General features: G+C 42.8%; 26 protein-coding genes. 21 read left to right on the top strand and 5 right to left on the bottom strand.

Annotated features, from left to right (window positions below; all coding sequences use genetic code 11):
* Window positions 1-24: 24 nt before the first annotated feature.
* From fabG to fabF, 3 genes are all read left to right on the top strand, one after another.
* Window positions 25-759, top strand: coding sequence for a 3-oxoacyl-ACP reductase FabG (fabG, locus tag ACXAH2_RS04610; protein ID WP_475077001.1), 735 nt, complete (start codon window positions 25-27; stop codon window positions 757-759).
* A gap of 131 nt (window positions 760-890) precedes the next feature.
* Window positions 891-1,124, top strand: coding sequence for an acyl carrier protein (gene acpP, locus ACXAH2_RS04605; protein ID WP_067017871.1), 234 nt, complete (start codon window positions 891-893; stop codon window positions 1,122-1,124).
* A gap of 104 nt (window positions 1,125-1,228) precedes the next feature.
* On the top strand, window positions 1,229-2,467 hold the full coding sequence (fabF, locus tag ACXAH2_RS04600) for a beta-ketoacyl-ACP synthase II (RefSeq protein ID WP_475077000.1): 1,239 nt from the start codon (window positions 1,229-1,231) through the stop codon (window positions 2,465-2,467).
* Between the two features lie 88 nt (window positions 2,468-2,555).
* Here fabF and ACXAH2_RS04595 read toward each other — a convergent pair whose 3' ends face one another.
* Window positions 2,556-2,963 (bottom strand): PA2817 family protein, encoded by a 408-nt coding sequence (locus ACXAH2_RS04595; protein ID WP_475076999.1) that lies wholly within the window; start codon window positions 2,961-2,963, stop codon window positions 2,556-2,558.
* Window positions 2,964-3,023: 60 nt separating this feature from the next.
* On the opposite strand from ACXAH2_RS04595, the gene ACXAH2_RS04590 reads away from it, so the two are divergent.
* Genes ACXAH2_RS04590 through queF form a run of 3 tightly spaced genes read left to right on the top strand, consistent with a single transcriptional unit; the run spans window position 3,024 to window position 5,542 of the window.
* Window positions 3,024-3,938 (top strand): ABC transporter ATP-binding protein, encoded by a 915-nt coding sequence (locus tag ACXAH2_RS04590; protein WP_475076998.1) that lies wholly within the window; start codon window positions 3,024-3,026, stop codon window positions 3,936-3,938.
* A 3-nt stretch (window positions 3,939-3,941) separates the two neighbouring features.
* On the top strand, window positions 3,942-4,715 hold the full coding sequence (locus ACXAH2_RS04585; RefSeq protein WP_475076997.1) for an ABC transporter permease: 774 nt from the start codon (window positions 3,942-3,944) through the stop codon (window positions 4,713-4,715).
* An 8-nt stretch (window positions 4,716-4,723) separates the two neighbouring features.
* Complete coding sequence (gene queF, locus ACXAH2_RS04580; protein WP_475076996.1) at window positions 4,724-5,542, top strand: NADPH-dependent 7-cyano-7-deazaguanine reductase QueF; 819 nt, start codon at window positions 4,724-4,726, stop codon at window positions 5,540-5,542.
* Between the two features lie 65 nt (window positions 5,543-5,607).
* Here the strand turns inward: queF and ACXAH2_RS04575 are convergent, their stop codons facing one another.
* Entirely contained in the window at window positions 5,608-6,402 is a 795-nt protein-coding gene (locus ACXAH2_RS04575) for an AEC family transporter (protein ID WP_475077279.1), read from the bottom strand.
* Between the two features lie 146 nt (window positions 6,403-6,548).
* Between ACXAH2_RS04575 and ACXAH2_RS04570 the strand changes: the two genes are divergently transcribed.
* On the top strand, window positions 6,549-7,529 hold the full coding sequence (locus ACXAH2_RS04570) for an aldo/keto reductase (RefSeq protein ID WP_475076995.1): 981 nt from the start codon (window positions 6,549-6,551) through the stop codon (window positions 7,527-7,529).
* 62 nt (window positions 7,530-7,591) lie between these two features.
* Here the strand turns inward: ACXAH2_RS04570 and bcp are convergent, their stop codons facing one another.
* Window positions 7,592-8,041 carry a thioredoxin-dependent thiol peroxidase gene (gene bcp, locus ACXAH2_RS04565; protein ID WP_475076994.1) on the bottom strand — a complete coding sequence of 150 codons (450 nt, stop codon included), beginning with the start codon at window positions 8,039-8,041 and terminating at the stop codon, window positions 7,592-7,594.
* Window positions 8,042-8,216: 175 nt separating this feature from the next.
* On the opposite strand from bcp, the gene dapA reads away from it, so the two are divergent.
* The 5 genes from dapA to ACXAH2_RS04540 all read left to right on the top strand — a co-directional run bounded on the left by dapA (window position 8,217) and on the right by ACXAH2_RS04540 (window position 12,917).
* Window positions 8,217-9,098: a 4-hydroxy-tetrahydrodipicolinate synthase gene (gene dapA / locus ACXAH2_RS04560; protein ID WP_475076993.1), complete on the top strand. Its 882-nt coding sequence runs from the start codon at window positions 8,217-8,219 to the stop codon at window positions 9,096-9,098.
* Window positions 9,095-10,177 carry a hypothetical protein gene (locus ACXAH2_RS04555; RefSeq protein WP_475076992.1) on the top strand — a complete coding sequence of 361 codons (1,083 nt, stop codon included), beginning with the start codon at window positions 9,095-9,097 and terminating at the stop codon, window positions 10,175-10,177. The genes dapA and ACXAH2_RS04555 overlap by 4 nt, the downstream gene beginning before the upstream one ends.
* Before the next feature lie 40 nt (window positions 10,178-10,217).
* Window positions 10,218-10,934: a phosphoribosylaminoimidazolesuccinocarboxamide synthase gene (gene purC / locus ACXAH2_RS04550; RefSeq protein WP_475076991.1), complete on the top strand. Its 717-nt coding sequence runs from the start codon at window positions 10,218-10,220 to the stop codon at window positions 10,932-10,934.
* A 62-nt stretch (window positions 10,935-10,996) separates the two neighbouring features.
* On the top strand, window positions 10,997-12,241 hold the full coding sequence (locus tag ACXAH2_RS04545; protein ID WP_475076990.1) for a lipoprotein-releasing ABC transporter permease subunit: 1,245 nt from the start codon (window positions 10,997-10,999) through the stop codon (window positions 12,239-12,241).
* The gene (locus tag ACXAH2_RS04540) at window positions 12,234-12,917 is read left to right on the top strand and encodes an ABC transporter ATP-binding protein (RefSeq protein ID WP_475076989.1); all 684 of its coding nucleotides are present in this window, start codon (window positions 12,234-12,236) and stop codon (window positions 12,915-12,917) included. Before ACXAH2_RS04545 ends, ACXAH2_RS04540 begins: the two co-directional genes overlap by 8 nt.
* A gap of 118 nt (window positions 12,918-13,035) precedes the next feature.
* On the opposite strand, the gene ACXAH2_RS04535 is transcribed toward ACXAH2_RS04540, so the two are convergent.
* Window positions 13,036-13,548 carry a DUF2062 domain-containing protein gene (locus tag ACXAH2_RS04535; protein WP_475076988.1) on the bottom strand — a complete coding sequence of 171 codons (513 nt, stop codon included), beginning with the start codon at window positions 13,546-13,548 and terminating at the stop codon, window positions 13,036-13,038.
* A 44-nt stretch (window positions 13,549-13,592) separates the two neighbouring features.
* On the opposite strand from ACXAH2_RS04535, the gene ACXAH2_RS04530 reads away from it, so the two are divergent.
* From ACXAH2_RS04530 to murI, 8 genes are read left to right on the top strand one after another with little or no spacing between them, the layout of a single operon-like run.
* Entirely contained in the window at window positions 13,593-15,527 is a 1,935-nt protein-coding gene (locus ACXAH2_RS04530) for a ComEC/Rec2 family competence protein (protein ID WP_475076987.1), read from the top strand.
* A gap of 26 nt (window positions 15,528-15,553) precedes the next feature.
* A complete protein-coding gene (locus ACXAH2_RS04525; protein WP_475076986.1) occupies window positions 15,554-16,180 on the top strand; it encodes a MotA/TolQ/ExbB proton channel family protein in 627 nt (208 codons plus the stop codon).
* Window positions 16,177-16,599 (top strand): ExbD/TolR family protein, encoded by a 423-nt coding sequence (locus tag ACXAH2_RS04520; RefSeq protein ID WP_475076985.1) that lies wholly within the window; start codon window positions 16,177-16,179, stop codon window positions 16,597-16,599. Before ACXAH2_RS04525 ends, ACXAH2_RS04520 begins: the two co-directional genes overlap by 4 nt.
* Window positions 16,596-17,618 carry a tetraacyldisaccharide 4'-kinase gene (lpxK, locus tag ACXAH2_RS04515; RefSeq protein WP_475076984.1) on the top strand — a complete coding sequence of 341 codons (1,023 nt, stop codon included), beginning with the start codon at window positions 16,596-16,598 and terminating at the stop codon, window positions 17,616-17,618. The genes ACXAH2_RS04520 and lpxK overlap by 4 nt, the downstream gene beginning before the upstream one ends.
* Window positions 17,619-17,640: 22 nt before the next feature.
* Window positions 17,641-17,838 carry a Trm112 family protein gene (locus ACXAH2_RS04510; RefSeq protein ID WP_475076983.1) on the top strand — a complete coding sequence of 66 codons (198 nt, stop codon included), beginning with the start codon at window positions 17,641-17,643 and terminating at the stop codon, window positions 17,836-17,838.
* The gene (locus ACXAH2_RS04505; RefSeq protein WP_475076982.1) at window positions 17,835-18,317 is read left to right on the top strand and encodes a low molecular weight protein-tyrosine-phosphatase; all 483 of its coding nucleotides are present in this window, start codon (window positions 17,835-17,837) and stop codon (window positions 18,315-18,317) included. Before ACXAH2_RS04510 ends, ACXAH2_RS04505 begins: the two co-directional genes overlap by 4 nt.
* 26 nt (window positions 18,318-18,343) lie before the next feature.
* Window positions 18,344-19,411 (top strand): UDP-N-acetylmuramate dehydrogenase, encoded by a 1,068-nt coding sequence (murB, locus tag ACXAH2_RS04500; protein WP_475076981.1) that lies wholly within the window; start codon window positions 18,344-18,346, stop codon window positions 19,409-19,411.
* Window positions 19,408-20,208 carry a glutamate racemase gene (gene murI, locus ACXAH2_RS04495; RefSeq protein WP_475076980.1) on the top strand — a complete coding sequence of 267 codons (801 nt, stop codon included), beginning with the start codon at window positions 19,408-19,410 and terminating at the stop codon, window positions 20,206-20,208. Before murB ends, murI begins: the two co-directional genes overlap by 4 nt.
* A gap of 29 nt (window positions 20,209-20,237) precedes the next feature.
* Here the strand turns inward: murI and ACXAH2_RS04490 are convergent, their stop codons facing one another.
* On the bottom strand, window positions 20,238-21,389 hold the full coding sequence (locus ACXAH2_RS04490; RefSeq protein WP_475076979.1) for a patatin-like phospholipase family protein: 1,152 nt from the start codon (window positions 21,387-21,389) through the stop codon (window positions 20,238-20,240).
* 198 nt (window positions 21,390-21,587) lie between these two features.
* Here ACXAH2_RS04490 and ACXAH2_RS04485 point away from each other — a divergent pair, with 198 nt between their 5' ends.
* On the top strand, window positions 21,588-22,712 hold the full coding sequence (locus tag ACXAH2_RS04485; RefSeq protein ID WP_475076978.1) for a beta-ketoacyl-ACP synthase III: 1,125 nt from the start codon (window positions 21,588-21,590) through the stop codon (window positions 22,710-22,712).
* Window positions 22,713-22,744 lie beyond the last annotated feature (32 nt).

The following is a 22,744-nucleotide window of genomic DNA, read 5'->3' as shown; positions in this document are numbered from 1 at the left end:
TTTTGTTAATTGTTGGAGACAGGCATGAGTCTTGAAGGAAAAATTGCCCTAGTGACAGGAGCGACACGAGGTATAGGTAAAGCGATTGCAACGGCTTTAGTTGAGCAGGGTGCAACCGTTATTGGTACAGCGACCAGTGAGTCTGGCGCACAAAGTATCAGTGAATACCTAGGTGAAAATGGTAAAGGTTGGGTGTTGGATGTATCATCCAGCGAATCGGTTGACAGTGTTGTTAAAGAAGTAACCGCAGAGTTTGGTGCACCTACTATCTTGGTGAATAACGCTGGCATCACTCGTGATAACCTAATGATGCGTATGAAAGAAGATGAGTGGGATCAAGTGCTTAACACTAACCTAACTTCAGTATATCGTGTCACCAAGGCTTGCTTACGTGGTATGACCAAAGCCAAATTTGGTCGTGTCATCAGTATTAGTTCTGTCGTAGGTTCCATGGGCAATGGTGGCCAGACAAACTATTCGGCTGCCAAAGCGGGTCTAGAAGGTTTTAGTCGTTCACTAGCGGCAGAAATCGCCTCTCGTGGTATTACAGTGAATTGTGTTGCCCCAGGCTTTATTGAAACAGACATGACCAAGGTCTTGCCAGAAGATCACAAAGCCAAGTTGGTGGAAAAAGTGCCTTCAGCGCGTCTTGGTCAACCTGAAGAAATTGCGTCAGCTGTCGCATTTTTGGCGTCGCAAGGCGCTGCCTACATTACCGGTGAGACTTTGCATGTCAATGGTGGCATGTATATGTCATAATTTGAGTTGAATTTTATAATTAATTCAACGAAAATACGTCTCCGGTTCATGTTGAGAATCATGCCTTTTAGGCGATTGAATATTATAATATGCTCACAATGAGCTGTTAATGAGTAGAGTAGGAACTTCTAATGAGTAGCATTGAAGAACGCGTAAAAAAAATCGTTTGTGAACAACTAGGTGTTAAAGAGGAAGAGGTTGTCCCTTCAGCATCTTTTGTAGATGACCTAGGTGCAGATTCCCTAGATACGGTTGAGTTAGTTATGGCTCTTGAAGAGGAATTTGATACTGAGATTCCTGATGAAGAAGCTGAAAAAATCACTACCGTACAAGCAGCGAATGACTACATCAACGCTAACTTGTAATCGTTTGGTGAACTGAGTTTTCCGAAAAGCCGCTCGTAATTGCTACAGCGGCTTTTCTTATTAATAGCCATTTAAGTTGTGGTGGCGATTTTTGGAGGAATCATATGTCTCGTCGTCGGGTTGTAGTCACAGGAATGGGAATGGTGACACCCCTTGGCAATAATGTAAAAGACACGTGGGATAACATTTTGGAAGGCAAAAGTGGTGTCAGTGAGATCACTTCTTTTGAGTCGAGCCAATTTTCCACGAGATTTGCGGCGCAAGTGACTGACTTTGATGCAACTCAGTATATGAGTGTCAAAGAAGCTCGCAAAATGGATATTTTCATTCAATATGGTATTGCAGCGGCTGTACAAGCTTTAGAAGATGCGGATATTCGTGAAGAAACCGTAGATTTGGCTCGTGTTGGTTGTGCTATTGGTTCAGGTATTGGTGGCTTACCAATGATTGAAAAGAACCTAGAGTTATTGAATGAGTCTGGGCCAAAACGTATATCGCCTTTCTTTGTCCCAGGCGCGATTATTAATATGATTTCTGGTCATGTAGCCATTCGCTTTGGCTTTAAAGGACCTAATATTTCCATTGTTACGGCTTGTACCACAGGTACTCATAATATTGGTATGGCGAGTAGGATGATTGCTTACGGTGATGCGGATGTAATGATAGCGGGTGGTGCTGAAATGGCGATTACACCACTTGGGATTGGTGGTTTTGGAGCCGCAAGAGCGTTATCAACCCGTAATGATGATCCGAAAACGGCAAGTCGCCCGTGGGACAAAGACCGTGATGGTTTTGTGATGGGGGATGGTTCAGGTATTTTGGTATTAGAAGAATATGATCATGCTGTTGCTCGTGGTGCGACCATCTATGCTGAATTAGCAGGTTTTGGCATGAGTGATGATGCTCATCATATGACAGCGCCGTCAGAAGGTGGTAAAGGTGCTGCTGTGGCGATGAGTTCTGCATTGAAGGATGCCGGGATTTCACCAATAGAAATTGATTATATTAATGCCCATGGTACTTCGACGCCTGCCGGTGATTTGGCGGAAACTCAAGCTGTTAAAGCGGTTATGGGTGAGGATGCTTCTGATGTGGCAATTAGCTCAACAAAATCCATGATAGGTCATCTTCTGGGGGCCTCAGGAGCCGTTGAGTCAATTTTCTCTATCTTAGCGATACGCGACCAAGTCGCCCCGCCAACCATTAACCTTGAAGAAGTGGGTGAAGGTTGTGATTTAAATTATGTGCCATTTACCCCGCAGAAGCGCAAAATTGATGTGGTATTAAATAACTCATTTGGTTTCGGTGGAACGAACGGCACATTGGTGTTTAAAAAGGTGTAGTTTCTGGGGCGATCTGTGTCGCCCAAGAAATTAGCGTTTGCAGAATATAAAGTTTCTCTTTATCTGCAGTGTTACTTTATGGCAGCAATCAGTGTAACTGCTTGGTATGAGAACGAAATTTACTGATTTCATCGTGCATATCGTAAGCAATTTGTTGATTGTCTAATTCATAGAGTTGGTCTTCCAATTGTTGATAAAAGGCGATTTCTTCATCACCTAGATAATGCAGGCATTCACCACCAATAAACCAGAGTAATTCCCGTTTGATTAATGGGACTAGATTTGGGTAGCAGCGAATAAAACGCGCAAGAATTTCTTGAGCATTGAAACTGTAATCCGCTTCGTTATTTTCGATCTGCTGGCTAAGAAGATCCCATTTCTGAAGAAAATCCATTTCTTCTTCTGCTAAATCCGCAGTGTTAAATGGATCGTGCTCAGCGAATCGCTGACGTAGATCTGCAAAAGCGTTAAGAATGTATTGTGTGCGTGATTCCACGTAAAACCCTATTAAATAAGTAACGATTGAGTCGGCCAGTGCCGTACGAGAAACCTAATTATGACATATGCGATCGAAATTAGTGACCTCAAAAAACGCTATGAAAGCGGATTTGAAGCATTAAAAGGGGTGAATTTAACGGTTGAGAAAGGCGATTTCTTTGCCTTATTGGGACCAAATGGTGCAGGGAAATCGACTACCATTGGCATTCTATGTTCATTGGTTAACAAGTCGTCTGGTAAGGTGTCTATCTTTGGGCAAGATATAGATCAAGATTTTGCGAAGGCGAAGCAATACTTGGGTGTGGTGCCACAAGAGTTCAATTTTAATGTCTTTGAAACGGTTTTTAACGTTGTCGTTACTCAGGCTGGTTTCTATGGGATTGATCGCGACGTCGCAGCCGAGCGAGCTGAAAAATATCTCAAAGAGTTGGATCTATGGGACAAAAAAGACGTTCAGTCGCGTATGTTATCGGGGGGCATGAAGCGGCGCTTGATGATTGCACGGGCTCTGATTCATGAACCAGAAGTACTGATTTTAGACGAGCCAACCGCTGGTGTAGACATTGAATTACGTCGTTCCATGTGGGAATTCATCAAGGGATTAAATGCGCGTGGTACGACCATCATACTAACCACCCATTATTTAGAAGAAGCAGAGCAGTTGTGTCGAAATATAGCCATTATCAATGCGGGTGAAATTGTTGAAAACACCAGTGTAAAAGCGCTACTTAAAACCCTGAATCAAGAAACTTTTATTTTGGATCTGGATAGACCATTACCAACCGATTGGTCAGTAGAAGATTATAGTGTCACAATCGGTGTAGATGGTTCTAGCTTGGAAGTTGAGATTATCAAAGGGCAATCGATCAACCATATCTTCAGTGCGCTGGATAAAGTATCGGTAAATGTAGTGAGTATGCGCAATAAGTCAAATCGACTTGAAGAATTGTTTGTAAAATTAATTAAAGGCTAGAGTATGAAAAATTCTGAAATCTGGATTGCGTTTTATACTATCTTAGCCCGTGAGATTCGTCGCTTTACACGAATTTGGGCACAAACTTTATTACCACCTGCCATTACTATGACCTTGTATTTCGCTATTTTTGGTAACCTAATTGGTGATCGAATTGGTGAAATGGGTGGCTTTAGTTACATGCAATACATAGTGCCTGGTTTAATCATGATGTCGGTGATTACCAATTCTTATTCTAACGTATCATCGTCTTTTTTTTCGGCTAAGTTTCAGCACAGTATTCAAGAGTTGTTAGTCTCACCAACACCTAATTGGGTGATTTTGTTGGGTTACGTGCTGGGCGGTGTCGCGCGCGGATTGAGCGTAGGTTTTATTGTTACCTTACTGTCATTGTTTTTTACTCATCTGGCATTAGAAAACTTGTTTCTGACCATTCTTGTGGTGTTTCTAACAGCTGTGATGTTTTCCTTAGGTGGTTTTGTGAATGCCATTTATGCACGTAATTTTGATGATGTGTCAATCGTACCGACTTTCATATTAACGCCTTTGACTTATTTAGGTGGGGTCTTTTATTCGATTGATTTGCTGTCGAATTTTTGGCAATCGATTTCATTACTCAATCCTGTGTTATATATGGTGAATGCATTTCGATATGGCATTCTTGGTGTTTCTGACATTAATATTTACTGGGCATTGGTCATGGTCAGTGTGTTTATTGTGGTTTTGTTTTGTTACGGATTGCACTTGTTAAATAAAGGCAAGGGCATTAGAAATTGAGGTAAGATATGGGCTTTTTACCCTTAGGTCAGCAAACAGAGTATGTTTCTGAGTACGATGCAGGGTTGCTTTATCCCATTGCACGAGTGGATAAGTGGTCAGACATGGGAATTGCTTCTGAGCGTTTGCCTTTTTACGGTGAAGATGTGTGGAATGCTTATGAAGTGTCTTGGTTGGACTCGAAGGGCAAACCGATCGTTATGATTGCAGAATTCCGGTTGCCTTGTGATTCTCCTAATATTATTGAGTCTAAGTCGTTTAAATTATATTTAAATTCACTTAATCAAATGCGTTACGAGTCCAGCGAACAGGTCCAAGCTATTCTGGAAAAAGATCTATCCGCTGCTGCTGGAGCTAAGGTTTCCGTGGTGTTGCGTGACCTTGATGCTATGCAATCTTTGGTGATTTTGACGCCGGATTATTGTATAGATCATTTGGATGTGGATATTGTTGACTACCACCCAAATAGTGAATTACTTGCTACTGATCCAAGCATAGGTCAGGTGGAAGAACGTTTGGTTAGTCACTTATTAAAATCCAACTGCCCGGTGACCAATCAGCCAGATTGGGGGTCAGTATTTATTGATTATTACGGACCAAAAATTCAACATGAATCCTTGCTTAAGTACATAGTGTCATTTCGAGAGCATACGGATTTTCATGAGCAGTGTGTTGAACGCATCTTTATTGACATCATGCGTCAGTGCCAACCAGAGTTTCTCACTGTCTATGCGCGTTATGTTCGCCGTGGTGGTTTGGACATCAATCCGTACCGCACTTCGCAAGAAGGTTTGGTGTTAGGGAACGATAGACTGAGTAGGCAGTAAATCAAATGTTATGAAAAACCGCACTAAGTTGCGGTTTTTTTATTTTATTACCTTGCTTAGATATCTTATGTCGCCTGTAAAGCTAGCCAACCGAGTAACCCACTTATAATCAATGAAATGGGCAGAGACAGTAGAATCATCAACGCCATTTCTTCTTTTGGCCCCTTATATTTTGTAACCAATATATGGCTGATTACGGCCACAGGCATGGTGTTTAGTATGATGAGTACCATTTTTTCAAGTGGTGTTAAAGGCAATAAACAAGCAATGGCAAAAGCGACCAAGCAGCCCATCACTGGGCGATAAAACGAATAAAGAACGGCACTTTTAAGTTTGCCTTTGTCTTTGATCGTCAATTTGCTTAATGAATAGCCGAGTAATAACAGCATCATGGGTAACGTCATTTGGCTTATTATAGATAAGGTTTTCATGATGGCATCTGGTAGTTGGGTAGGCAGAGAAAGAATAATGACGCCAATTAGCAAGGCAATAATAGGCCCATTTTTCAGTAGTTGTTTCGGGTGATATTGACCTGACATGATGCCCACACCAAGACTAAAGTGACTAATTTGAACGACAGATGATACGACAACGGCAATGGCCAGTCCTGCCTCACCAAATAAAGCATAAATAATAGGAATACCGAGATTGCCTGCATTGGGATTGACCAAAGGAGATAGGTAAAAACGGATGGATTGACCTGTGATCTTCAGAAGCGCTAGAGTGATAAACGACATGCAGGCTAATATCAGCATGCTTGCCAAGATGATTTTTGTCATGGAATAGATTTCCATATCCATTGACAAAACTGAGCTTAACAATAGAGCTGGCATACCGACATTGGATACTAAACTGCCGATTTGAGGGGCATCTAAATAATCGGTTCATTTCCCTAAAATAAACCCTAAACCAGCGATAAGAAGAATGGGAGTTAATGCAAGGGAAATCGAGGAAAGCATAAATGCCTCTTAACTAAATGATTAAAATCAAAAAATAAGGATAACAGATGAAATCGAGAATACTAGGTAAGACAGGTTGGTCAATTTCTGAGATGGGATTAGGGTGTTGGCAGTTGGGTAACGACTTTGGCCCCATTGAAGATAAACAGGCCCTAGCAGTATTGGATTCCGCCAAGGAACAAGGTATTAGTTTTTTTGATACGGCAGATGTCTATGGGGCAGGACTCAGTGAAGAGCGAATTGGTCATTGGTTAAAGCGGAGCAGTTGGCAGCCTAAAATCGCCACGAAAGTGGGTCGCAATGGGGAATTATACCCAGATGGTTATACTAAGACTAAGATGAAGCAGAGCCTTCAGTCGTCTGCCAAGCGCCTTGGTGTGGATCGGCTAGACTTGGCTCAATTACATTGTGTTCCGCGTGATGTGTTGTTTGCTGGTGATGTACTGGCTTGGATGGAAGACTTTCAACAGGAAGGTCTGATTGAGCACTTTGGTGCCAGTGTGGAAATGATTGATGAGGCGGTATTCTGTTGCCAACAGGATCAACTTGCCACACTGCAAATTTTGTTCAATGTGTTTCGACAGGACGCGGTCGATCAATTGTTCCCATTGGTTGCAGAGAAAAACATAGGTGTCATTGTGCGCTTGCCTTTGGCTAGCGGTTTGCTAACAGGAAAGATGTTTAAGGGCTATCAATTTGATACAAGCGACCATCGACACTACAACAAAGACGGTGCGGCTTTTCATGTGGGTGAAACCTTTAATGGTATTCCATTTGAGACAGGCATTGATTTAGTGGAGCGAGTCAGTCAGTTGCTGTCTGACGAGCAGAATATATTGGATGTGGCTTTAAGGTGGATTTTGGATCAGCCTCAGGTGTCGACCATTATTGCTGGAGCGAGTCGTGCCGATCAGGTGGTGCGAAATGCTAAGGCCAGCGATCTTGCACCCTTATCGACAGAGTTGCACCATACATTAAACGCTTTTTATCTAGAAAGTGTGAGACAGAAAATTCGCGGCGGCATTTGATTTGTTATAAGAGTTTCAGGCAAGCTGAAAAACTTGCCCCTGATGACTCAGGGGCAGGCGTATTAATTTAGAATTTGCTCGGCGTGCGCTTTGGTTTTTACCTTGGCAATGATGTCAGCAATTTTGCCCTCTTCATCAATGATGAACGTGGTGCGTACCGTTCCCATGTATTCCTTGCCCATGAACTTTTTCAGTTGCCATGTGCCATACAATTCGTGCACTTCCTTTTCAGTGTCTGCAATCAAAGGGAAGGGCAGTTGGTATTTCTCAATGAAGTTTTGGTGTTTTTTCTCTGTGTCAGGACTGATTCCTAATACAACATAACCTTGATCTAACAAGGCTTGATAGTTATCGCGTAAGTCACAAGCTTGGGCGGTGCAGCCTGGCGTGTTGTCTTTCGGGTAAAAATACAGCACCACCTTTTTACCTTTGAACTGACTAAGGGTAATGGTGTCGCCATTTTGGTCTTTGGAACTGAAATCTGGGGCAATTTGTCCTACTTCAATAGTCATAGTATTTCTCTCGAATGAATCAGATGAAAAAAGCAAGCTTAACAAGAGCTTTGCAAAAAATCTCTGCTATGTACAAATATGTCAAAATTACACAGGCTTTACTCTTGTCAATTATTGTTTATAAACAGCCTGAGCGTTACTATAGGCGCGCTTATAATTTTAACGGAGACTCAAAATGATCACGGGTAGTTTAGTTGCGCTTATTACTCCCATGCTGGCGGATGGCGCTGTAGACACTGAGAAGTTGGATGATCTAATCGAGTTTCATATTAACGAAGGAACTCACGGTATTGTGGCCGTTGGGACCACAGGGGAAGCTTCTACTTTAACCCATGAAGAACATGCGAATGTGATTCGACAAGTGGTTGAAAAAGTAGATGGTCGCGTACATGTTATTGCGGGTACCGGAGCGAATTCGACCCATGAAGCCATTGATTTAACTCGTAGTGCGAAAGAAGCCGGTGCAGATGCGTGTTTATTAGTCACGCCTTATTACAATAAACCCACACAAGAAGGCTTGTATCAGCATTTCAAAATGGTTGCACAAGCCGTTGATATTCCACAAATTCTTTATAATGTTCCGGGGCGTACTGGCTGCGATATGCAAAACGACACAGTGGTTCGTTTGTCGAGTATAGATAATATTGTTGGTATCAAAGATGCGACAGGGGATCTAGAGCGCGGTCAAGCTTTGCTGGAAATGGTGTCGACTGATTTTGCTGTGTATTCCGGAGATGATCCAACCGCTGTTTCCTTGATGTTATTGGGCGGCAAAGGCAATATTTCAGTTACTGCGAACGTGGCTCCCAAAATGGTAGCACAAGCTGCTGAATTTGCTATTGCAGGTCAGGCAGATAAAGCACATGCCCTCGATTCTTCAATTTCTTCATTACATAAGAATTTATTTCTTGAGTCCAATCCTATCCCAGTGAAATGGGCGGTAAGTCAATTAGGATTGTGCCAAGAAGGGATTCGTTTACCATTAACGCCGCTTGCGGAGCAGTATCATGCTGCTGTGCGACAGGCTATGGTCGAAGCAGGAGTATTATTAGTATGATGAAGGCAATGGTGAAATTGCTTGGTGTGACAAGCGTTGCAATGAGCTTGTCTGCTTGTAGCACCTTTTTTCCTGACCACTCGAATGACTATCAACAGGAAGTAGGTGTTCATAGCAAGTTAAAAGTGCCGGAAGGATCAATCAAGTCTCAAGACGCGTTAGTGATTCCAAACGAACATGAGATTGCTAATTTAGACAATCCACAGCCATTTGTAACGCCTCGAGCGCCATTTGTTTATTATCCCATGGAAATAATAGGCTTTGCTGAAATGGATGATTCCGTGCAGTACAGTCTTAACACCTCTGCAGCGGAAGCGAAGAAGGTTGTTGGGGATTTCTTAACCTCCATCCATGGTGCAGGCCAGTCTATTGAAACGCAAACAGATGATCAAATTGTTTCCATTGCATTTGATTTTCATCCACAAGGCTGGTGGGCATCTTTGTGGAGCGACATCACACGTTTGTACCCTTCAAAGATGGTATTTGCCTTTTCCTTCGAGCAACAAGATGATGTTACTTTGGTGAAACTGCAATACCGTGAAGTCAATCAAGATCCTGCTAAGTCAACAGAGTGGGCATCGCCAATGATGCAATCTGACGCTGAGTCGATTGCTGTTCGACTTTGGGGAACCTTTGGTCTCCAGCTGAATCAGTCTTCTGCCTATTTATCTAATACTAAAGATGTGACTGCAGCATTTCCTGTCTGGGTTGATCATCAAGGAATGTATGCTATTTATCTAGGCAAGGATCTTTCTGATAATGAGTTTGAGACAAAACTCAATGCAGCTGGTATCTACTTAATGCCAGGTGATGACAAGTTGTTGGCCCCCGTACCAGCTGATAAAGTGGCTCGAGTCGGTGACATTATTGACTTCACTTTGCCGATAGGAGCTGATGGGCAAGAGCAAAAATTATTCAATGTTTATCGTCGTGATTTAGATGATGTCAGTTGGCAGGAAAGGGAGTATCCGTATCAAATAAGCCATCAAAAAGCCGGTGACTTTTTGGTAGTGGATGTTTCTGCGATGGACAATCCAGAAATCGCATCTTTTAGAATCGCGCAACGATTCATACCCTAAATAAGATTAACCCCTCGTAACTAAAACCGGAGACTCTCCAATGGAAAAACGACAAGAGCTGTATGCAGGTAAGGCAAAATCTGTATTTCGTACAGATGATCCTGACAAGATGGTTCTCGTATTTCGTGATGATACCTCAGCATTTGATGGCAAAAAGATGGAGCAGCTTGATCGCAAAGGCATGGTCAACAATAAGTTCAATGCCTTTATTATGACCAAACTTCAACAAGCTGGCATTCCAACGCATTTTGAAACATTACTTAGCGATACGGAGTCTTTGGTAAAATGCTTGGATATGATGCCGGTAGAGTGTGTGGTACGTAATGTAGCAGCAGGTAGCTTGTGTCGTCGTTTGGGAGTGGAAGAGGGCGCCACTTTGACGCCTCCAACATTCGAACTTTTCTTGAAAAACGACGCTCTAGGCGACCCTATGATCAATGAGTCCCATGTTGAAGCATTTGGTTGGGCGAAAGCAGAGCATTTGGCAAAGGCCAAAGAGCTAACTTACCAAGTAAACACAGTGTTAAAAGATTTGTTTGCTAAAGGTGGCATGATTCTAGTGGATTACAAACTGGAATTTGGCCTATACAAAGGTGAAGTGGTATTGGGTGATGAGTTTTCTCCAGATGGTTGCCGTCTATGGGATGCTGAAACCAAAGAAAAACTCGATAAAGATCGTTTCCGTCAAGGTTTGGGTAACGTAATCGAATCATACGAAAGCATTGGACGTCGTATTGGTATCGATTTTGACGCTTAAACGTCTTGGCAGTGTTTGTAAATGGAGGTGAAAACCTCCATTTTGCCATGTAAGGATATACTTTGATTAACTTCCTTCCAGTTATTATTGGTTTGCGCTACGCCAGAGCAAAGCGTTCTAACCATTTCATTTCTTTTATTAGCTTTTCTTCTATTGCAGGCTTGGCGCTGGGCGTTATGGTACTGATTACCGTATTGTCTGTTATGAATGGTTTTGATCGTGAATTGCGTGAACGAATTTTAGGCATGGTTCCCCATGCCACATTATGGGGAAATCCTTTGCTAGAGGATTGGCGGGAAACAGCAAAGTTAGTCGAAAAAATGCCCGATGTGATCGCGGTAGCGCCTCATATTCAAGCACAAGTTATGTTTCAGTCAGGTGAGAGCGTCCACGGTGCCATACTCAATGGTATCAATCCTGACATGGAAAAAAAGGTATCCATTATTGACGATAATATGGCGTCTGGTTCGCTGGATGCTTTGAATGATCAGAGTTTTGGTATCGTGTTAGGGGCGCAATTGGCTCGCCAACTGCGCGTCAACATTGGTGATAAAGTGACTGCCATTTTACCCAAAGCGTCTGTTTCTATTGCAGGTATTGCTCCTGTCCTTAAGCGTTTTACCTTAGTCGGAACCTTTGAAGTGGGTGCTGAGCTGGACAGTAGCCTTGCTTATATCAATATCAAAGATGCGGCAAAACTTAAACGTTATGCGCCAGACAGTGTAGAAGCCTTGCGTATATCCTTTGATGATTTATTTGTTGCGCCTAAAGAGATTTGGGACATTGCGCGTGCTGTACCGGGGCAAAATCGCGTTAGCGATTGGACACGAACGCATGGAAATTTATTCCAAGCCATTCAAATGGAAAAGACCATGATAGGTCTTTTGTTATTATTAATTGTCGCGGTAGCGGCATTCAATATAGTGTCCACATTGGTCATGGTCGTGACGGATAAGCGTAACGACATTGCGATTTTGCGCACCATGGGCCTGACGTCAGTTCAGGTAATGTGGGTCTTCATAGTGCAAGGTATTTTTATTGGTATGTTAGGTACCTTGATTGGCGTTTTTTTAGGGGTAAGTTTGGCTCTTAATGTCAGTGATATGATTGCAGGTATTCAACATTTATTGGGTGTGCAGTTTCTTAATGCTGATGTGTATTTTATTAATTATTTGCCTTCACAATTGGAATGGTCTGATGTGGAATTGATTGTTACCAGTGCCTTTATTATGACGGTGGCAGCGACGATTTATCCTGCATGGCGAGCATCGAAAGTAGAGCCAGCGGAGGCATTACGTTATGAATGAGTTGGTTCTAGAATGTCAGGCGTTATCCAAGCAATATCAAGATGGTAAACAAACTGTTGAGGTGTTCAAAGGTATCAATTTTTCCCTAAATAAAGGCCAAGCTTGTGCCATTGTTGGGGCATCAGGATCAGGCAAAACAACCCTTCTTAACCTGCTGGCAGGTTTGGATTTGGCGACGTCAGGTGAAGTAAAGCTCGCGCAGATTTCTTGGTCCAGTTTGAGTGATGCAAAGCGAGCTAAAGTGCGCAATCAGCAGATGGGATTTGTTTATCAATTCCATCATTTGTTACCAGAATTTACGGCTTTGGAAAACGTTTTAATGCCTATGTGGATTGCGGGTATCAATAAATTTGATGCGAAACAACGTGGTGTTGAGTTACTTAACCAAGTTGGCTTAGCCGAGCGTTTAGATCATAAACCATCGCAACTGTCTGGTGGTGAGCGACAACGGGTTGCCATTGCACGAGCGTTAGCCAATCGACCAGCTTGTGTGTTGATGGATGAGCCTACAGGCAACTTAGACGAATCGACCTCGTTGGAAGTACAGAATCTAATTAATGAGCTTAAAGTGAAATACCAGATGGCTTTTTTAATTGTCACTCATGATGAAAAGATGCTGGGCTGGATGGATTCTGCGTATCGACTATCGCAAGGTGAGTTGACCTCACTGAAATAAAGCTAGCTAGGGATAGGGGGCGGTGAAGAGAGGGATGTGGAATTGCTACTGATTGGTAAAAAGCGATCAGTCGTTGTCACTTCAAGATGGCATTTAACTCAGACAGATTGTTATTTTTCTATTTGTTTCTCAATTTGCGTTCCTGCCAGCGCTTAATCACATGCAAACGCCATAAGACAGTAATTGTCACATAACTAATGGCTCCGATAACCAATCCAGATACAATGGATCCGGTATAAAGTGGTAACCAGATATGCTCAAGTTTATTCCAGATCCACTCCACTGACAGTTGGAAATTTTTGCCGCTTTCAATGCCGAGGATCATACTGCCTACTTTGTAATTGAAGTAGAACACAAAAGGCATAGTGATTGGATTAGTAATCCATACTAGGGCAATGGACAAGGGAATATTGGCACGCAATGGGATGGAAAACATGGCGGCGGCTAGCATTTGAAAGGGCATTGGGATAAAGGCCCAAAACAGACCATTAAAAAATGCTCTTGCGACAGAACGACGATTAAGATGCCATAAATTTGCCTCATAAATCTGTGATCCAAGAAGAGCTAAAGCTTTGTTCTCTTTTAGCTTTTCTGGATTCGGGATGTACTTCTTTAGATAATTCTTAGGCATAATTAAATAACAGTCATTTAGCCGTCATAAGACAGGGAGGTCTTATGTTACTTACTAGTTTGTCTAGTATGATTGGCGCCATTTTGGTGCCGAATTCGTATTTGTGGCTGTATTTTACGCATATCACTTTAGTCTGTCTCTATCTAATACGAACAAAGCGTGTATTAGTTTTGTTTTTCACGCTAATTTCATTATTTGCTGTGTGGTTTTCTGAAACGCAAGCCGAACTAAAGGTGACATTAAGTGAACAAGATCGATATTTCATTAATCTTCATCAACAAACTTTACTCATATTAACAACTGACCATAGCTTGCATGGTCAAGAATTGACCCACTCTGCTGCTGTTCGCTTGCACTTTCCTCAAATGTTAGGAGACAGTAAGAGTCGAGAGAAACAGTCTACGGCCAAGTTACCAAAAGACGACTTGTTATTTAATGATGTTAACTTGATTTATAGTACGCACATCCCTAACCATTATCACGAAGTCAGTCTCATGCGTTATGCCTTGGCGGATCGCTATGGTGCTTGGTGGTTAAAGCAACTTTATATTGAACGACAAACTGCTCTATTAGATTTGGCGGTTATTGAAAACATAGACCTGCCTTTTTCCTTGCGTCGCAGCCTGATGGAAAGGCTAGATAAGCCATTACAAGAGTTTGCTTCTTGGCGATTCTCTAAAGCATTGCTGTTTGGCCAAGATGAAGATTGGAGCCAGCGAGACTTGTGGGTAGTGAGAACCTTAGGGTTGGCGCATTTATTTGTCGTGTCAGGGTTACACGCAGGTTTTATGTTTCTCATTGGTTTAATGATCGCTAAAGCCTTATGGTGGTTTTTGCCCGCCAGATGGTTATTAAGGGGCCTAACTAGGCATCATGTTGAACTGCTTTGTATTGTCCCTTTATTGATCTTATACGGTTATTTGACACAATGGGGAGAGCCCGTCGTTCGTGCCAGCATAATGTTAACTTTGTATTTAATGTGTCGATGCTTGCAAATGCGCTGCTCAGCATTGCAGATTCTTGCCCTGACATTATGGATGGTGCTGCTGATCAATCCGAGACAAATTTTAAGTCCTGGTTTATGGCTTTCGTTCAGCATGGTGTATTTGTTAATCGGTTTTTATTCTATCGCAAGGTTCAAATGGCGCCGTTTACTAGCCAGTCAACTGATGCTCAGTACCGCCTCCATGGTATTGATTTTGGGTTGGCAAGAAGCCATCTCTGTTGCGTCCATTGCTATCAATCTTGTATTGATACCTTTTGCAGCCATGGTTTGGTTTCCGTTGGGGTTGTTGGCATCAATAGAAGTTTTATTGTTATCCAATGATTGGCTCTATGTTGTTTTGGAACGGATGCTGAAGCCTTTATGGGGCTTGTTAGAGCGCTTGGCGTTTGAGTTTCCTTTACTTTTCTTTGTCACATCATACACTTTTGTCACACAGTGGCTTTTGCTATTGACCTTGATGTTTTGGGTTTTCCAATCACCATTACGTCGAGGTTGGTTGGCCTTAGTCTGTATTTGGTGTGTTTTGTTTTATGATGAAATTGGTTGGCAAAATACAGCCGATGTACAAATCGCTCATAGTGATGGTGGTTGGTTTATTGAAAGAGCCGATGAAAGGCTTGCGTTGAAATGGTTGGACGAGTCACAACGTCAGTTATTTTTAGGTGATAATCAGATCACCAAGGATAATACCTTATTATTGGTGGCTGAAAACGATCAAAGTTATTCTGCTAAGCATCTTTTAGCGCTTGATGTCGATTGGTTAATTGTGCCGACCGAGCGGGTTTCAGATCAGCAAGATTTATGGACAGGATTATCAATAAATTGGTTGGATATTGATCAAAATGAGAGCCTCTTCTTGTATTTTGAAGAGACCAGGTTGCGTGTTAAGCACAGTCGATGTCAATATGCATTTTTTCTCTTTAAATCTGACACTTGCATGCGTGCAGAAAAGTTAGAGAGTATGTTAAATTAGCGACAAACCTAATATGGAGAGAGACCTTGTTAAGCTTTATTCAATCTGGTGGTTTTTTTATGTGGCCACTGCTTGCGTGTTCGATTTTAACCCTGGCTATTATCCTCGAACGATTTTGGACATTACGCAAAAACAGTGTCGCTCCAAAAGGCTTATTAACCGATGTTATGATGCGTCTACGAGACGATAAAATGACGTTGGAATATATTCGCAGTATGCAATCCAAAACGGGGTTGGCGTCAATTTTTGCTGCGGGTCTAGTTGCTTCTAAACACGGTCGCAGTGCTATGAAAGAAAGTGTTCAAGAAGCTGCCAGTCATGTTATCCACGAACTTGAGCGTTTTATGAATACCTTGGGAACCATAGCCGCAATTTCCCCTTTGCTTGGTCTACTGGGTACTGTTGTGGGTATGATCAAGGTCTTCTCTGTGTTAATGGAAAATGGTGCTGGTAATACAGCGTTATTGGCGGGTGGTATTTCAGAAGCCTTGCTGACCACCGCCGCTGGTTTGGGAGTGGCCATTCCTGCTTTGATCTTTCATCGTTTTTTTGCTCGTCGCATCGATGAATTGGTGGTCACAATGGAGCAGCAAGCGACCAAATTAGTCGATGCTTTACACGGTGATCGTGAAAAATCAGGAGTGGCACAGTGAAATTTCGCCGTCAAAAAATAGACGACGTACAAATCAATCTAACGCCATTAATTGACGTAGTTTTTTTGTTGTTGATTTTCTTCATGGTCAGCACCACCTTCAATCAAAGCACTGAGCTTACGATTGATTTGCCAACGGCTACTGCGGATGCTCCCGCCAGTGATAGAGACAAAACGGTTGAACTGGTGATTACTGCTGACGGTCAATATGTGATTAATGGCCAAACTCTTATCAATGAAAATGTTGCCACTTTAGTGCAAGGTTTAGAAGAGATCACTCAAGGAGATAATACTCGTCCCTTGATCATTACCGCCGATGCCAATTCGTCCTATGAAATGGTCATGCGCGTGTATGATGCAGCGGCTAAACTCGGCATTACTAAATTGGCTCACACAGCACAGAAAGAGACCAATCAGTGAGTTTAGAAAGTTGTTTTACTAAGTCTTGGTATCGTCGTTTAGGTTGGACACAAGTTTTCCGACCTCTACAACCCTTGGTGAGACACATTGTTAAAAAGAAAAGACAGGATTTTCTCGCGCATAAAAATGATCAATACCGTGCGCCTGTGCCTGTTGTGGTTGTGGGCAACATCAGTGTGGGGGGAACAGGAAAATCTCCAATGGTCATTGCACTAAGCCAATGGCTGACCTCACAAGGGTATCGGGTTGGCCTGATTTCACGTGGTCACGGTGTGCAACTTAACACCCCAGTCCTTGTGACTTCTGCAAGCTTGGCCAGTGAAGTGGGTGATGAACCTGTTATGCTGGTACAAAGAACGGGTTGCCCTATGGCTGTGTTTGCAGAGCGTAAACTTGCTATTGAGACCTTGTTGACGAACCATGATATTGACATCATCATCAGTGATGATGGGATGCAGCACTACGCTATGGCGCGAGATATAGAAATTGCTATGGTCGATGCACAAAGAGGTTTAGGCAATGGTCAGCTTTTGCCAGTAGGGCCTTTGCGGGAACCAAGTTCGCGTTTAGAGACGGTAGATTTCGTGGTAAGCATTACGGAGCAATTAACCCCTGCTTTGCAGCAATTGGCCTTGTCTATCCATTATTTTTCTTTGAGTAGCTCGACTTTATCTTCTTTAGATGGGCTGCGTAGTGTAAGCTGCCAGCAAGCCTTTATGGAAACTCAAGATTGGCATGTGATGGCTGGGATAGGTAATCCGCAACGTTTTGAACATACCTTGTTATCGTTAGGCCTGCCAGCCGAAGGATACACGCATCATTGGTTCTCGGATCATCATGTTTTTACCGCTAAGGATATTGTCAGAGATCGAGCAGTCATTATGACAGAAAAAGATGCTGTGAAATGTCGCCATTTGGAGATAGACAATCAAGCCGTGTGGTATTTACCTGTCACACTGAATTTATCTGAAGCCTTTAGACAGGCTTTTTTAGCTAAGTTAAATGATATTAAAGATTAAATCGCATTAAAGAAGACATGTTATGAATAAATCTCTACTTGATATCTTGGTTTGCCCCATTACCAAATCCAGTCTAACCCTTAGCAAAGAGGGCACTGAGCTTATTAGTAAAATGGGCGGGGTTGCTTACCCAATTCGTGACGGTATTCCTGTTTTATTGGAAACGGAAGCTCGTACCCTAACAGCAGATGAACGTTTGGATTCGGGCAGCAAAAAATGAACGAGACTCGAGTGTTAACCGTTTGTCTGGGTAACATTTGTCGTTCACCTGCGGCACAAGGGATTTTGGCATCAGAAGCGGCGAAAAGAGGCATGAATTTAACACTGGATTCAGCGGGGACAGCGGCCTACCATATTGGGAAATCGCCTGACACACGTTCTATTGCAGCGTTAAAACAAATTGGTATTGATATTACTGATCAAAGAGCACGACAAGTGTCTGAATCTGACTTTGATGAGTTTGATTGGATACTGGCAATGGACCGAGACAATCTGCGCAAATTGGAGAAGATCAAACCTGCCAAGTGTCGTGCTAAAGTGGTCATGTTTGGTGAATTTACTGAAGATCAAGCCTATGGAGAAGTAGACGATCCGTATTATGGTGGTGAGCAAGGTTTCATCATCATGCGCCAGCATTTAATGGACATCAGTCAGGTATTTCTTGATCATCTCGCGACGCTTAACCAAACAGACTCATAACCAAGACAATGCAGCAAGCTAAGCCAATGCAAACTTCTCGTCCTTTACCTAACGCCATTTCTCATCAAGTCTCCCTTAAGGCATATAATACTTTTCGTTTCGATTATCAGGCCGAATTTTTTGCTGAAGTCCATAGCTTGGATGAATTAAAACCGCTGCTTAGTTGGGCACAACAAGAGCGGTTGTCAGTCACCATGCTGGGTGGTGGTAGTAATTTGTTGCTTCGCAGTGACATCAAGGGACTGGTCTTGATCAACTGCATCAAGGGTAAGCAAGTCATTGAAGGCAAATACAACCAGGTGCATTTGGTGTTGGGTGCAGGAGAAAATTGGCACCGTGTCGTCACTTATTCAGTAGAAAATAATTGGTTTGGCATTGAGAATCTAGCTTTGATACCTGGTACGGTTGGTGCGGCTCCGGTACAAAATATCGGTGCGTATGGCATCGAAATCAAAGATGTCTTAGCGCGAGTTCAAGTGATAGATCGACAGACATTAGATGTTTTTTGGATTAATGCTAAAGAATGTGGCTTTGCTTATCGAGACAGCCATTTCAAAGGCAAATGGAAAAAGCAATATTTCATCACAGGAGTGGAACTCAATTTAAAAAAACGCGGTGAACTTTGTTTATCCTATGGTGGATTGCACAGCCAGATTGAAGGTGAACCGAGTTTGCGAAAAGTATTCGATGCCGTATGTCGTGTTCGCGCCAGTAAGCTGCCAGATCCACAAGTCATTGCCAATGCAGGCAGTTTTTTTAAAAACCCAATCATCAGTGCCGAACAGCATACTAGGCTCAAACAAGCGTTTCCTGATTTAGTGTCTTTCCCTCATGGGGATGACTTTAAGTTGGCGGCGGGTTGGCTGATAGATCAGGCTGGCTTTAAAGGTAAAAGTCAGCAGGGCGTGGGGGTTTATGAAAAGCAAGCTTTAGTACTGGTAAACCATGAAGCGAATAAAGCAGAAGCCTTATTGACCCTTGAAGCAGAGATTCAAAGAGCGATTCAACACAAATATGGGATCTGTTTGGAAAGAGAACCTGTCTTGTTACCCGAGTGGTATACCAATCAAACGTCTGAGGAATCACAGAGTTGAAAATAGGCATCATGGACTCGGGAGCTGGTGGTTTAACCATAGTCAATGCCATTCAAAAAAAACAACCGCACTTGGATCTTTTGTATTTAGCGGACGATGCCTTTGCGCCTTATGGTGATAAGACAGATCAAGCATTACAGCAGCGTTTAATCGACATTGCTCAATTCTTTGAAAAGGAAGGGGTGCAAGCCATTGTGGTGGCGTGTAATACTGCTACCGTAGTAGGCATTGAGGTATTGCGTGCGCACACTCAATTGCCCGTGATTGGCGTTGAACCTGCAGTGAAACCCGCTTTTCGCCTTGGCAAAAAGCGCCATGTTGCTGTATTAGCGACACCTGTCACCGCGAATAGTCGTCGATTGAAAGATCTTATCCGTCTTTGGCAGGCGGACAGTAAAGTACAAATTGTGTCCAGTGCAAGCTTGGCGTTTGACATTGATGGCTGGCCTGAAACACAAGCGACTATTCAACATACGGTGGCGTCATTGTGTCAGCAAATGCTTAAAGATGAGGTAGACACATTGGTGCTTGCTTGTACCCATTACCCTTTGGTGCGGCATATGTTTGCAGAGTATTTGGGAGCGGATTGTGACATTATTGAACCAAGTGAAGGGGTTTCTTCACAATTAATAAGGCGCTTGGTAGCGGCTTATCCAGAGTTTATTGAGCCAGTGGGGGGATCAGAGCAAGGACAAATTACTTTATGCAGTAGCTTGTCTTTGGCAGGAGCGCAGCGTTTACGAACTTGGGTGAACCAACAAAGCAGGATAGAAGGCGAGCGCACAGTCAGTATATAAGAAAGATGTAAACACCTGTTTTGACTGGCTTAATCATCCATTAGAAAAGCTAAAATCTTATCTTTCTCCCACATGGCATCTTGATAACCTAACGCCATTAATGCTCGGCAGTATTGCGGTGTAAAAAGTAGATAACTGGCGGCTGAACTGACTTTTTCCGTTGTGGATCCGCCCACAGACTTTAATAGAACACGAATGTTTTTTGGCAAAGTGTACAAATAATGATGGGCTATTTCATTGAGTTCTTCTGAGGGTGAGATGATCAAGGTTTCTGTGGGAAGGTCTGAATATTTTTGTTTTTTGTCATCAGGCAGATCTCGTATTAATGCATTCATCAATTCCAGTTGATTGATGTCGTCTTCAAGATTGTCAATAAAAGCGCTGTTTAATAGCTGACCTAAGATCTGTGCCATACTGGGGGCGCTGTTGGCTAACGTATTTTTCTGTAATGCCCATTTACGCGGACTGCGATTACCACTTACCCCAACGATAAACAGCTTATTAGCCCCCAATTTTAATGCCGGATAAATAGCGGATTTTTGGCGGATGGCGCCATCCCCATAATAATGACTGGCAATTTTATGGGCTGGAAAAATCACCGGAATCGCACTGGATGCTAATAAATGCTCGACACCTAATTCCGCTCTCACCCCTTTACGACGATGCCCTTGCCAATTTTGCGGTATCTTATTACCTTGAAAAAAAGTGGTGGATTCGCCTGTACTGTAACTCATTGCCGTGACAGCTAAAGCCGAGACCAATTTGTTATCAATCGCCTGCTGAATGCGCGAAAAATCCAAGTGTTTGCTAAGCAATTCTCGTAACGGCTGATTGTCCATGATGGCCATGGAGGCAGAGTGATTGTGTAAATGAAACAAAGACAACAGAGTTTTGGTGACGGAAGTCGCTAAGGGCCAACGTCCTAGGGTGTAAATTTGCTCTGGGCTTAAATGGCGCCATACAAAAGCCAGTGTGGAAACCGCTTTGGAAAAATTATCAGCATAACAGGCCAACATGGTGGAATTGAGTGCACCTGCGGAAGTACCACAGAGAATGGGAAAGGGCAGAGGAGTTTTTTTCGGCAGCATTTTACCCATGGCAGACAGCACACCAACTTGGTAGGCTGCTCGCGCACCGCCACCTGATAAGATCAGAGCATTTTGATTGGTTATTTGATCCATACCGCCATCAACTTTTAATGAAAGGAATCAATTACACTTGAGTATGGCTAAAATTTTATCAAAATGCCATGAGCATTATGCTTGGTGTTTATTTCATCTAATTGATGATATTACTTTTTTATAGACTGAGAAGCGTTTGTCGTTCACAATCTCTCCTATACTTTCTTTATTAACATAACAATAAAAAGGACGAATGAAATGAATTCTTCTGTTGTCATTAGCGGAGTTGGTTTATGGACTCCTGCTCATTCCATTACCAATGAAGAACTCGTCGATAGCTATAACGCCTGGGCGGAAAAATATAACGCGACCCATGCCGAAGCGATTGAACAGGGTGAAATGGAAGCCAAACCCTTATCCAGTGCTGCTTTTATTGAAAAAGCATCCGGTATTAAAAGTCGATATATCTACTCGAAAGAAGGGGCGTTAGACATTGATCGAATGCGACCTTTGCTGGCACCTCGTGGTGACGATGTGGTTTCTCATCAAGCTGAGATGGCCATTGCAGCGGCAGAAAAAGCATTAACAGCGGCCAACAAAACCCCGCAAGATATTGATATGGTCATTGTATCTTGTGCCTATACTCAGCGCTCTTACCCTGCTATTGCCATCGAAGTTCAAGCTGCCCTAGGAATTGACGGTTTTGCCTTTGATATGTTGGTGGCTTGTTCGGCTGCCACTTTCGGTTTGCAACGTGCAGTGGATGCGGTAAAAGCGGGTACAGCAAAAGGCGTGTTAGTCATCAACCCTGAACTGACTTCAGCGCAAGTGAATTATATGGATCGTGATTCCCATTTTATTTTTGGTGATGTGGCGACCGCAACGGTGGTTGAGTTAGCTGAAACCTGTCAATCTGAGCATTCCTTTGCAGTACTGGGCACCAAATGTGTGACCTCTTACTCTAATAATATTCGTTCGAATTTTGGTTATCTGACCCGAGTCACAGACGAAGATCCTTATGGTGCAGATAAGCTGTTTCATCAAAATGGTCGCAAAGTCTTTAAAGAAGTTTGCCCTATGGCCGCCGATCACATTGAAAGTCATTTGCACAGTGAAGGCATCCAAGTATCGCAACTGAAACGCTGGTGGTTACATCAGGCTAACATCAATATGAACTTACTCATCAGCAAGCGTTTATTAGGTCGTGATGCCACATTGGAAGAGGCGCCTGTGGTACTGGATGAATATGCAAATACAGCGTCAGCGGGTTCCATTATCGCTTTTGCAAAATATCATGAAGATCTTAAAGCGGGAGACATAGGAGTAATTTGCTCGTTTGGTGCAGGTTATTCTATTGGTAGTCTAATTTTGAAGAAACGTTAAAAACGGAGCGTTTGGGCTTTAATAGAGGACAT

It is taken from the genome of Marinomonas sp. ABL3_031 (genome assembly GCF_056161265.1).
This window is presented reverse-complemented; position numbering and strand designations above follow the sequence as displayed.